This is a genomic window from Neobacillus sp. SuZ13, from assembly GCF_030123365.1.
GTDB lineage: Bacteria > Bacillota > Bacilli > Bacillales > Cytobacillaceae > Neobacillus.
Genome location: NZ_CP126107.1, coordinates 5,553,456 through 5,566,722, shown reverse-complemented (window position 1 = coordinate 5,566,722; position 13,267 = coordinate 5,553,456). Strand labels below are relative to the sequence as shown.

Annotated in this window: 7 protein-coding genes; all 7 read left to right on the top strand. The window is 45.0% G+C overall.

What is annotated here, in order from left to right:
- The first annotated feature begins 7 nt into the window (after window positions 1-7).
- Entirely contained in the window at window positions 8-1,339 is a 1,332-nt protein-coding gene (locus QNH17_RS27380; RefSeq protein ID WP_283876480.1) for a glycoside hydrolase family 125 protein, read from the top strand.
- A 24-nt stretch (window positions 1,340-1,363) separates the two neighbouring features.
- On the top strand, window positions 1,364-1,975 hold the full coding sequence (locus QNH17_RS27375; protein ID WP_283876479.1) for a YesL family protein: 612 nt from the start codon (window positions 1,364-1,366) through the stop codon (window positions 1,973-1,975).
- A gap of 215 nt (window positions 1,976-2,190) precedes the next feature.
- Window positions 2,191-4,071 carry a beta-N-acetylhexosaminidase gene (locus tag QNH17_RS27370; RefSeq protein ID WP_283876478.1) on the top strand — a complete coding sequence of 627 codons (1,881 nt, stop codon included), beginning with the start codon at window positions 2,191-2,193 and terminating at the stop codon, window positions 4,069-4,071.
- Window positions 4,072-4,096: 25 nt separating this feature from the next.
- A complete protein-coding gene (locus QNH17_RS27365) occupies window positions 4,097-7,207 on the top strand; it encodes an alpha-mannosidase (protein ID WP_283876477.1) in 3,111 nt (1,036 codons plus the stop codon).
- Window positions 7,208-7,293: 86 nt separating this feature from the next.
- Window positions 7,294-7,791: a PRD domain-containing protein gene (locus tag QNH17_RS27360; protein ID WP_283876476.1), complete on the top strand. Its 498-nt coding sequence runs from the start codon at window positions 7,294-7,296 to the stop codon at window positions 7,789-7,791.
- A gap of 298 nt (window positions 7,792-8,089) precedes the next feature.
- Window positions 8,090-10,402: a glycoside hydrolase family 84 protein gene (locus QNH17_RS27355; RefSeq protein WP_283876475.1), complete on the top strand. Its 2,313-nt coding sequence runs from the start codon at window positions 8,090-8,092 to the stop codon at window positions 10,400-10,402.
- A gap of 68 nt (window positions 10,403-10,470) precedes the next feature.
- The gene (locus tag QNH17_RS27350; protein WP_283876474.1) at window positions 10,471-13,044 is read left to right on the top strand and encodes a glycoside hydrolase family 84 protein; all 2,574 of its coding nucleotides are present in this window, start codon (window positions 10,471-10,473) and stop codon (window positions 13,042-13,044) included.
- Window positions 13,045-13,267 lie beyond the last annotated feature (223 nt).

The following is a 13,267-nucleotide window of genomic DNA, read 5'->3' as shown; positions in this document are numbered from 1 at the left end:
GGGAAAAATGACAGCAGTAATTCCAGAATCGATACAAAAACTGATCCAACATGTGAAGGAATGCTTTCCTGGGGACGAAAAATTACACGATATGTTCGAGCAATGCTTTGTTAATACGTATACCACGACGCTGAAAAAGCTGGAAGACGGAAAGACCTTTGTCGTTACCGGCGACATTCCGGCGATGTGGTTAAGAGACTCTGCAGCACAAGTGCGCCCCTATTTGCTTGCTGCAGAGGAGGATGAGGAGCTGGCCGAATTACTCGAAGGGGTGATTCGCCAGCAATTCGCCTTTATCCTGCATGACCCTTATGCCAATGCGTTTAACGAAACGGCAAATGGCAGGGGGCATCAAACCGATCTTACTGACATGACCCCTCATATTTGGGAACGGAAATACGAAATAGACTCGTTATGCTATCCAATCCAGCTTGCTTATCTGTTTTGGAAGTCAACCGGCCGTACGGCTTATACAAAAGAAACGCTCCAAGAAGTGCTGGAGACAATCATTCATGTTTGGAGAACGGAGCAGGATCATGAAAACAAGTCTCCTTACCTGTTTGAACGGGCCGATGCGCGCCAATCCGATACCTTGATCCGCGAAGGAAAAGGGGGGCGTGTGGTTCCGACGGGAATGACCTGGAGCGCCTTCCGCCCAAGTGATGATGCCTGCACATACGGATACCTGGTCCCAGCGAATATGTTTGCCGTTGTCGTGTTAGGGTATGCGGCGGAAATGTGTGATGAGGTGCTAAAAGATTCCTCCATAAAAGAAGAATGCTTAAAGCTTCGTGAGGAAATCAGGCAGGGGATTGAACAATATGCGAAATTGGATCATCCGATCTACGGTGATATGTATGTCTATGAAACCGATGGGGAGGGCCGGGTTAATTTAATGGATGACGCCAATGTGCCAAGTTTGCTTGCGGCCCCGTATTTAGGGTACCAGCCATTTGATAATACGACGTATCTCAATACACGTAAGTTCCTTTTGAGCAGGGATAATCCTTATTATTACGAGGGTAAATATGCCAATGGCATCGGCAGCCCGCACACGCCAGATCACTATATTTGGCATATTGCCTTGGCCATCCAGGGGATGACCGCGGTAAGCGAAGTGGAAAAACTGCAAATTTTGGCTTATTTTACAAACACTGATGGCGGTACGAATTTTATGCACGAAGGCTTTAACGCCGACTGTCCGGAGGAATTTACAAGAGATTGGTTCGCGTGGGCCAACACGTTGTTCAGTGAATTCGTGCTGAGTTTAACCGGTAAAGCTGTAAAAGGAAGTCCGCTTTATCATCATTTGCAGAAAAATAACGGCAAGCTAGTTTAAGTTCATTGGAAAGGGTGGTGCCGAATGAACAAAGGTTCATGGATGATCGTTGTTTGTGAATGGATATGGAGGGCGATCTCAGCAAATATTTGCTGGATTGCCTTTACTGCCTTGGGACTAGGGGTATTTGGCTTTTTCCCGGCAACGGTAGCTCTGTTTACGATTGTCCGTAAATGGCTGAGAAAAGATACCGATGTACCTGTTTGGAAGACGTTTAACCAAGTCTATTTCAAAGAATGGAAGAGAAGCAATGGAATAGGCCTTGTTTTTTACAGCATCGGCCTTTTTCTTTTTATCGATATCAGGATTACAGAGACCTTTATGGCGGGTGTTTTTGCCAGCTTCCTGTTGATCATCCTTTACATCCTGTTGATCATCCTACTATTGGCAGTCGGGCATTTCTTTGCCGTCTATGTCCATTATGAGCTTTCAAGTAGGGAATACATCAAACAGGCCTTTCTCATCGCCTTAACAGGGCTGCCTTCAACTATCTGGATTGGCGCCGGTTTTTTTGTCATTGGCTACCTGATCAATCAGGTTCCCGGCCTCATCCCGTTTATTTCTGCGGTTGCTCCTGCCTATTGGATGATGAAGGTTTGTCTTAACCGGTTTACTCGTTTAGAAGGGCTCTGTTAAAGGTAAAATTGCAGCGATTTCCGATTCACTGATAAAAGTGTGAAATTCGCTGATAAAAGCTCCGGATTCGCTGATAAAGTCAAAAATTCGCCGATAAATCTATCAAACTAGTTTTTTGGATGTAAAAATACTTCGCGTTTTGTAGTTAAAAACAACAAAGCTGACGAAAAAAGCATGAACCAGATTGGAATTCGGAGAAAAAAGGGGAAATTCAAGTGGAACTGTACTTAATGGGGGATATGTCTGCTGTCGCAGATGGTCTCAAGCTTGTTTCAAAACGATTAAAAGTTCAACTTTCTACTGATGGATATCCAATTCACGTGATAAATCAGGAAGGGCCGTTAAGGGTCGTGAATAAAAACGGCCAGGGAGAAATTTCATTCGAAAAGCCGGTTCATTTTTTCCGGGCGATCGGAGTGTGGCTGGAGAATTTTCAAAAAAGTAACGAATTCGATATCATCGAGAATCCCCAGTTTAACATGAGTGGCGTGATGCTGGATGCGTCGAGAAATGCGGTTCCGACCGTTGCTGACGTAGAAAAGCTTCTGCAGCACATGGCTGTCATGGGATTAGACACCCTCATGCTCTATACAGAGGACACCTACGAGGTAAAGGAATATCCTTACTTTGGATATATGCGTGGAAGATATACATTTGAGGAGCTCAAAGCTTGTGATGAATATGCCGCGAAACTCGGAATTGACATGATCCCTTGCATTCAAACCTTGGGCCACTTGCGGGAAGCCTTGAAATGGAATTATGCCGCAACGATCAAAGACACCGATGATATCTTACTCGTAGATGAGCCCCAAACGTATGAGTTTTTAGAGAGCTGTCTAAAAGCGGCTTCGGAACCATTTCGGACCAAACGAATCCATATTGGCATGGACGAGACGTTTCAGCTTGGCCTAGGAAAATATTTGGAGAAGCATGGCTATGAAAAGCATATTGATCTCATGAATAGGCATCTGCAAAAGGTAATCGCTATTACCGATAAGCTGGGTCTGAAACCGATGATTTGGAGCGATATGTACTTACCGCTGTTTGCCGAAAACAGCCCTTATAAGGATGAAAGCGGCACCATTCGGGAGGATATTCTTGAAGGGATTCCGGATGTCGAGCTTGTTTATTGGAATTATTACCGGAAAGAACAAGAAGTGTATGAACAAGATTTTCAAAACCATAAGCTGCTCGGCACAACGCCGATTTTTGCCGGCGGGGCTTGGACATGGAATGGACTGGCGCCGAACTATGGCAAGGCGATTGAGACAACAAAAGCGGCAATGGCTGCCTGTAAACAGGAAGGTATCGGCGAAATCTTTGTCACATTGTGGGGGGATAACGGAGCAGAAACGCCGTTTGCAACAGCTTACCCGATCATGCAATTATTTGCCGAGCACACTTACCAAAAGGAAGTGTCTATTGAAAAGGTGGCCGAGCGTTTTGAATTTTGTGGTGGCGGGCATTTTGCCGATTTTATGAGTTTGAAATTATTGGATGAAACACCGGGTGTAATGAAGGATAACATGAATACCTCGATGACATCGAAAGTGCTGCTTTACCAAGATAGTTTAATAGGCTTATATGATGAGAATGTCCGCGGTCTTTCTTTAGGGGAGCACTATCAGCAGCTGGTACCCGTGCTTGAAAAAGCCAAACAGGAGAATCCTGCCTGGGAAGCTCTGTTTGATTTTTATGAACAGCTGGCAAGGGTGCTGGCTGACAAAGCGGAAATAGGCCTCAAGATCCTAGCGGCGTATCAGAACAACGATTATGAACAAATGAAATCAATTTTACTTACTTTGGATCGAATCAAAAAGAATGTGGACCTTTTAAGGAAAAAGCACCGAGACATTTGGTTTGTGGCGTACAAACCATTTGGCTGGGAAGTGATTGATATTCGTTATGGCGGCGTCATGACTCGGATGGATTCCGCCAAATACCGGATTCAGGAGTGGCTTGAGGGAAGAATTCTCCGGATCGAGGAATTGGAAGAGAAACGGCTGCGCCATGATGGGCCATGGGAAATCGTGGAGGGGCTAGTAGGCGGTAATGTCTATCATCGGATCGTCACTGCAGGCAACTTTTCATTATAAAAACTAGTTATAACGAGGTGAAAGCATGTTCTTAACAGAAAGAAAATTTGAAGAGCGCATCAGGGAATTAGAGGGTTACCGGTACCGAGACCTTAAGGGAATTCATCAATTTATCGCCCAGGAGGATGATGATTCAATTGGTGCCTATCCACCGGCTGCGTATGATGAACAAAAGGTGATGAATATCGGCGACTACTGGAAAGGCCGCGATCGCTATATTTGGCTTCATGCAGAGATTGATACTCATTTGCCATATGCCGATCAGCAGATTGTCGGTCTATTCTCGTTTGGAAAAACGGGCGGGGGCAATAATTCAGGCTTTGAGTCGCTTCTATTTGTCAATGGCAAACCATATCAGGGTGTCGATTCCAATCATGAAGAAGTCCTCTTCGATAACCAAACGGCCAAGGGGACGATGCGTTTGGATTTCAGGCTCTGGTCAGGTCTTGAGGGTGGAGGAGTTCCGACAGAAAATGAATTTAAACTGCAAATAGCCGCTATTGGCTGGCTTGATCAGCGGGTAGATAATCTCTATTACACCCTTTTAGCTGCTTATGAAGTGATAAAAGAAACAAGTGAATCGGATTCCGCCTATACCATTTTGAAAAAGTTGATTTCGGATGCCCTTCATTTGATTAATTGGACCGAGCCCGGCAGCTCTGAATTTTATCAGTCCTGTTATGCGGCGGAGGAAAGCTTGACGGAGGCGATTCAGTCCTTCACCAAAACTTCAGACATCACGATCCACACTGTCGGCCATACCCATATTGATGTGGCCTGGCTTTGGAGGTTAAAAAATACACGGGAGAAGTCTGCACGTTCTTTTTCAACGGTCTTGCATTTAATGAAGCAATTCCCTGAATATTTATTTCTGCAAACACAGCCTCAGCTCTATGACTATATCAAAACGGATTATCCTGAGATTTACGCTCAAATAAAGGAAAGAGTGGCGGAAGGCAAATGGGAAGCCGGCGGAGCGATGTGGCTTGAGTCGGACTGTAATATTCCGAGCGGCGAATCGCTTGTCCGCCAAATCCTGCATGGGAAGAACTTTTTTAAAGAAGAGTTTGGCGTGGATTGCGAGTATTTATGGCTGCCGGATGTGTTCGGCTACAGCTGGGCGCTTCCGCAGATTTTAACAAAATCAGGCATTAAAACAATGATGACGACCAAAATCAGCTGGAATCAGTATAACCGAATGCCGCATGATACCTTTTACTGGAAGGGAATCGATGGTACCGAGATTTTAACGCACTTTATCACGACGCCGGAGCCATGGAACTCTCCGGACTCTTGGTTCTATACGTATAATGGCTTTATTACCGCGAAAACGGTGAATGGTGCATGGAAGGGCTACCGAGATAAGGAGTTATCGAAGGATTTGCTGCTTTCTTATGGATATGGTGATGGCGGCGGCGGTGTCAATCGGCATATGCTTGAAATGCGCCGCAGATTTGATACGCTCCCAGGGATGCCGAAGGTAAAAACGTCGACAGCCGGGGAATTCTTTAACAAGCTTCACGAGAATGTTGCTGAATCGGATGGCTATATTCATAAATGGGATGGCGAGCTGTACCTTGAGTACCACCGGGGCACTTATACCAGCCAGGCGTTTATGAAGCAGATGAATCGGAAATTGGAGCTCTTATACCGACGGGCTGAATTCCTTACTTCATGGCTTTCTGAAAATGGCCAATGGATGGGAACGGACGAGCTGAAAAATGGCTGGAAGATCATTCTGCGCAATCAATTTCATGATATCATTCCTGGTTCCTCTATCCATGAGGTGTATGAGGATGCCAAAGAAGAATACAAGGAAGCGCACGAACTAGTTCGAAACGTGGAATCCTGCATTATCAAGCGCGGAATCGAACAGGATGACCGCTCTGTCGTACTCTTTAATGCCACTCACCATCAGGGAAAGAAAAATGTGGCGGTCCCGCAATTTGCCGATTTTGCCGGAGGCGTTTGGAAAAACAGCAAGGGAGAAATCTTAACCCATCAAAAACGGGATAATGGCTGGCTGATTGAGGTCGACACCCTTCCTTCCTTTGGGGCGAAGACGTTATATTTTGAGCCTGCGGCAGCCGTTCAGGAAACGAATTCGAATTTCAGCTATCAGGACCGGAAATTGGAAACGCCGTATTACCTGGTTGAATGGAATGAATTTGGCCAAATGACGTCCCTCTTTGATAAGGAAGCCGGCCGTGGGGTTCTCGCTGAGAATCAAAAGGGGAATATCCTGCAAATTTTTGAAGATAAGCCGCTTGCCCATGATGCTTGGGATATCGATCTCTTTTATCAAGAAAAAATGGAAGAAATCCGTGATTTAATCAGATTTGAAGTCGTGGAAAATGGGGAATTGACGTTTACAATTCTTGCTAAGTGGACGTATCATCATTCTGAAATCTCCCAGCGGATTGTCTTTTATCAAAATGACCGCCGCATTGATTTTGAAACAACGGTGGACTGGCATGAAAAGAGAAAACTGCTGAAGGCGGCTTTCCCAGTGGATATCCGGGCCACAGAGGCCACTTATGATATTCAATATGGAAATGTGAAGCGCCCGACTCATTGGAATACAAGCTGGGATATGGCTAAATTTGAAACGGTGGGCCATCAGTGGGCCGATCTGTCAGAACCAGACTATGGGGTAAGCCTACTGAACGACTCCAAATATGGCTACGACATTAAAGAACATATCATGCGGATCACCTTATTAAAATCAGCGATTCATCCTGATCCACAAGCAGATCAGGGATCCCATTCGTTCGTTTATTCGCTTTACCCGCATATCGGGGACTGGCGCAAAGCGAAAACGGTGGAGACAGCTTGGGATTTGAATGATCCTGTTGTGGCTTCTGAAGGGAAATGGGCAAAGGAAGAGTCTTTCCTCAAAATCGATTCGGACCATGTTTGGATTGATGCTATTAAGCCAGCCTATGATGGCAACGGCATCATTATCCGCCTTCATGAATATGAAGGACGCAGGGGCAAGATTTCTTTGGATATTCTCGCAGGCATGAACTCATGGGTGGAAACCAATTTGATGGAAGAACCAATCGGAGAAGAATCGGCATCACCTATTGAGGTTGAAATCAAACCGTATGAGATTAAGACTTTTAGAGTTTTATAGGATTAGAATTCCAAGAACAGGATGTTATAACAGTTTCTTCTATGTAATGGGCTCTAATAGTCAATGACTGTTAAAGGAGGTGGCTAATGAGGTTAAAGAAAGTTCTGAATAACAATGCTGTCTTAGTAACCGATGGCGATGGAGAGAAGGTCGCGTTTGGAGCTGGAATTGCGTATGGAATGAGGAAAAATGATTTGATTCATTTTCAGAAGGTTGAAAAGCTGTTTGTCATGAAGGAAAATGAAAAGCTGCAACAACTCTTGAGTCGTATTCCAGAAGAACACTTTATTATTTCAGAAGAGATTATCTCTTATGCAGAACAATACCTTGGCAGCAAACTGAGTGAGCACATTCATCTTGCTTTAACGGATCATGTGTCATATACAATCGATCGAATAAAGCAAGGCATTCATTTAAAAAACGATTTATTAAATGAAATAAAAATCTTATATAGCAAAGAATATGAAATTGGTCTTTGGGCTATAAACCGAATGAAGGAAAAGTGTAATATTGAAGTGACCGTTGATGAAGCGGCTTATATAGCTCTCCATATCCACACAATGAGACTTCAAGAAGACGAGTGATATTAATTCTACTCAACAATTTATATATATTTCCTTATTTTGAAAAAATAGGATTTTCGACCCTATGAACCTTATACACTATTGTCTATAATGCCCCATATAGGGTGAATAACGATTTCGCATGTTACTGACACGATCAGGCAGGGCGACGCTTTGTAAGGAGGACTTCCTCCTTGCTTGGTGTTGTCCTGCTTTTTTTTGTCGAAGCGATGGAAGCGGTTACTGGTAAACCGGAACATCTTGAAATACGAGATTCGTCCCTAAGAATTTCAAAATGATAGAAGAAGAGGTGGCAAAGGTGGCAAAAAGTAAAGCATTAAAGGCGGTTGTTTCAGCCTGTTTGGTATCAGGGTTATTGGTTCCGCTGAATATTCCAGCAGCAGGAAAAGCAAAGGCAAGTGAAACCTACGAAATGACTGTATCCCCCATCCCGAAATCGTTAGAACAAACAGACAAAGGTTTCCCGCTGAATCCAAAAGTAGGATTGGTTACTGAAAAAGGAACCGATCCTGCGGCGCTTGCTGAATTGAAGCAAGCCCTAAAGGAGGCAGGTGTTACCACCATTGTGGAAAGTGATATCAAGAATCCTAATCTCCAGGTACCTGTCATCATTTGGCTGGGGGAATTCTCCGACCCGGACGAGTTGAAAACCATTCAGCAGCACACTGGCCTAGAGGATTTGGAAATGACAAAAAAAGAGGGGTATATTGTCTCCTCCAAGCACGGCACCCAGGATAAAAAACATATTGTTATATCCGGACATGATGAGGCAGGGACGTATTACGGGACCCAAACCTTCGAACAAATCATTGTCAAACGGAAAGGAACGGATTGGATTCCTGAGGTGGAAATTAAGGACTGGCCTACGATGCCGATCAGGGGCTCAATTGAAGGTTTTTATGGTGCGCCATGGTCACACGAGGATCGGTTGCGTCAGATCGCATTTTACGGTGAGCATAAGATGAACAGCTATATTTATGCTCCGAAGGATGACCCTTACCACCGGGAAAAATGGAAAGAGCCGTATCCTGCGGATAAGATAGCGGAGCTTGCCGAACTTGTCCAAACCGCACAAGAAAACCATGTCACCTTTACATTCGCCATTTCGCCTGGGAATACAATCACCTATTCCAGTGATTCGGACCTGAAGGCATTAATCCAAAAGGCCCAATCCATGTGGGATATAGGCGTGAGATCGTTTGCCTTATACCTTGATGATATTGACCCGAGTCTCCATTCCCCTGAAGACAGGGCAATGTTTGGCGGAGATCCGAACCCGCCGGCAGCGGCACAGGCGTATCTATTAAATCGATTTAACGAAGAATTTATTAAAAAACACAACGGTGCGGAGAGCTTAATCACGGTGCCGACAGACTATTATCAGGCGGGAACCACTCCTTACCGTGAACGTTTTGCTGAGCTAGTTCAGTCTGACATTATTGTTCAATGGACAGGAATTGGTGTCGTTGCTCCTACGATTACGTCACAGGATGCCGATAAAATTCATGGGATTTTTAAACACGATTTGCTGATTTGGGATAACTATCCGGTGAATGATTTTGATCGCAACCGCTTGTTCCTAGCGCCGCTGACAGGCCGGGATTCGGATTTAACGCCTGAACATGGTGTGATTGGCTTAACAGCCAATCCAATGAATGAGGCAGAAGCTTCAAAAATTCCACTGTTTACCGTTGCCGATTATACGTGGAACCCTGAAGCCTATGATCCGGCTGATTCGCTGAAGCGGAGTCTGAAGGAATTTGCCGGAGCAGCCTATGAACCTTTAAATCTCTTTGTGGAAGCCTCGTATGCTACGAGTCTCAATAACAACCGGGAGCCGGTGTCGGAAAGAGTAAAGCCGCTAATCGAGCAATTTTGGCTGGCAGAAGAAGCAAAGGACAGTCAGGCAGTTTCCGTGGCTGGCAAGGCCTTGTTACAGGAATTCGGCAAAATGGAGCAGGCCGCTAAGCAGCTGCGGGAGCAGGTGGATAATCCCAACTTCTTGGAGGAGGTCGCCGGGTATTTAAATAAGCTGGAGCTATATGGACAAGCAGGTGAGTCAGCCGTTAACATGGTGCTGGCAGGGCAGAGTGGGGATACGGCTATGGCTGCTGCGAAGCGCATGGTGCTCCAGCAATCGATGACAGCGATAAACGAAATCCCACAGAAGCTGAGTATAGGCGTGGTTCCCACCTTCCTGGAGCGGGCGCTTAACGGGAAAAATATAGCGGAAGGGAAAAAAGCTGACGCTTCTTCGAGTGAAGTCAGCTGGCTAACGCCAAACCTGGCCGTAGACGGGAACAACAATACTAGATGGGCCTCCTTGTACACTGATAATCAATGGCTCAGCGTCGACCTTGGGCAAGTGTATTCCATTGATAAAGTGAAATTATACTGGGAATCTGCCTATGGAAAACAATATAAAATTCAAGTGTCAAACGACGGGAGTCAGTGGACAGATGTTTACACAGAGCTAAACAGCAACGGGGGAACCGATGAAATTCAGTTCCCTGCCGTCGAAGCTCGATACGTTAAAATGCAAGGCATCAAACGTTCAAGCAGCTGGGGCTACTCTCTGTACGAATTCAGCGTCTTTGCATCACAAAACTAAGATATGGTAACGTGGGGGACGGTTCAAGAACCGTCCTTACTGGAAGCGATTTGAGGAGGATAAACAGAATGTCTTTTTTAAAACATGGAAAACAGGTGTTAGCGGTTTGTGTTACGTTCGGGCTGTGTACTCTGTCAGCGTTTCCAAATGGAACCGGACAGGCGTCGGCGGCAGGCAGAGGAGACTTTGCCTTGAATCCAACACCGCAAGAGCTAAAAATATCAGATAAAGGGTTTCCGCTGACACCAAATGTCGGAATTGTGGTAGACAAGAAAACGGATGAACAAGCTATCAACGAAGTTGTTGAGGCATTGGAGGCTGCGGACGTAAAACAGATTGTCCGTATTCATGCAGGGGAGAAGGTAACAACCCCTGTAACCATCTGGGTCGGCGGGCCTTCGGAAAATAAGGATTCAGCCGCTGTCTTAGATCAGATGGGAGTAGTAGGACCTGAATCTTTAAAGGATGAGGGATATGTATTAGTATCCAAGCAAAAAGGAAAGAATCAGATTGTTCTTGCCGGGAAGGACAAGGCGGGAACGTATTATGCGGCCAAAACGTTCAAACACTTGATACAAGAGCGGGAAGGAAGAGATTGGATTCCGGAGGCAGAAATTCATGACTGGCCGGAAATGCCGATTCGCGGCTCCATCGAAGGGTTCTATGGCCCGCCATGGACACATGAGGACAGAATCTCCCAGCTGGAATTCTACGGAGAAAATAAACTGAATACGTATATTTACGCTCCGAAGGATGATCCTTATCATCGCGAGAACTGGCGTGATCCTTACCCAGAAGCAGAATTAGCGGAAATTACAGAGCTGATTGAAAAGGCCAAAGAGAATCATGTGAAATTCACTTTCTCGCTGTCCCCAGGTCAATCCATCTGCTATTCCGGGGATCAAGATTTCGCCTTGCTAGAAAAGAAGATGGACACGATGTGGGACTTGGGTGTCCGCTCCTATGCGATTTTTCTAGATGATATTGATATGAACTTAAGCTGCCAGCAAGATCGGGAAAAATTTGCAGGAGATACAAATCCGGTTGCTGCTGCACATGCTTATCTGTTAAATCGGTTTACAGAAGAATTTATCAATACCCATGAGGGGGCCGAGCGGTTGATAACCGTTCCGACGGATTATTCCGGAAACGGGCCATCTCCTTACCGTGATCGATTTGCTGAATTACTTGACAAGGACACGGTTGTTATGTGGACAGGTCAAAAGGTTGTTTCAGAGCAGGTCGCTGCCGAAGAAGCGGATGAGGTTCACGGAGTATTTAAACACGATATGTTATTATGGGACAATTACCCAGTAAACGACTATGACCGGAATAGCTTGTTCCTCGGTCCTATTGTAGGACGTGATGCTGATTTATCCAAGCATGGAGTTGCCGGGTTAACGGCAAATCCAATGAACGAAGCCGAAGCTTCCAAAATTCCTTTGTACACGATTGCGGATTATACTTGGAACCCGGCTGCCTATGACCCAATCGATTCATGGAAGCGCAGTATTCAATCCTTTGGTGGAGAGGCCGCAGAAACGCTAAAAACCGTAGCGGAGAATATGTATTCCTCACCGATTAATTCAACAGAGTCCCTTACCTTAACGCCATTGATCGATGCGTTCTGGAAGGCCTATGTGGCAGGTGATGCCGATCAAGCAGCAGAACAGTTAATCGCTGAATTTAAAAAGATTCAACATGCTCCAGCTAAACTTCAGCAGGAAATGGACAATAAAAAGTTCCTTCAGGAAATAAAACCTTATGTAGAAAAGTTAAATATCTATGGTAAGGCGGGAGAAACGGCTGTTCAATATGTGATGGCTCAGAAAAATGGCCATACCGACCAGGCATCTGTATATAGGAAACAGCTGATTACCTTGTTCAATCAATCCGAACAGATCCCTCAAAAGGTGGGGCAAGGTGTCATCAAACCATTCTTAGTGAAAAGTGCCTTAGTGGTACCGCCATTAGAACTTACGCTGCAGCCGGTCATTGATCAGTTCTGGAAAGCGTATGAAGGCAGGGGTGGCAGCCAAGAAGCCGAGCAGTTAATTACAGAATTTAAAGAGCTGCAGCAAATTCCAGAAACTATTCGCAAAGACATTGATAATGAAGCCTTTTTAACTGCCATTGACCCTTTCCTTCAGAATCTTACCATCTATGGTGAAGCTGGAGAAGTTGCTTTACACTATTTAATGGCTGACAAAAACGGAAAGACCGATGAAGCTAATTCGTATAAAGATACCTTAAAAACCTTAATGATGCAGGCGTATCAGCAGCCGCAGGAAATTGGAAAAGAAGTTATTAAGCTGTTCTTAATCAATAGCATGTGGAGAGACCTTGATGTGGTCGATTATCGAATGTTAGATGGGGTAAATAAATCTCGTGGAGCTGGTCAGCTGATTCAGTATACGCCTGTCTATTGTGAGACGACCCGAACAAACCCATGGGGATATGAAATCACCGTAATCGATGGGAAAGTTGTTAAAAGAGGGGGGAATAATTCTGCCATCCCGAAAAACGGATATGTCCTAAGCATTCACGCGAATGACTGGCTGCGAGACAATACCACGATCGGAACATCCATTCAAATCGAAAACGGGGTCGTTCTCGTTATATCCCCAGAAGAGAAAAACTAGGAGCAGAAGCTGTTTAGTGGCAAGGTTTCTCTGGAGTGAAGACTTTTCGAGTTTTATAGCACAAAAAAGAACCGACTGGACCGTTTCAGTCGGTTCTTTCATTTTATAGAACTAAATTCTAAGATTTTTGCACTTAATCCCAAATTAGTCAACTATGATTAGGTCTCTTTTCCCTATAAAATAAAGGTATGGAAGTGCTTACATAACATTCGGAGGGAGGAGA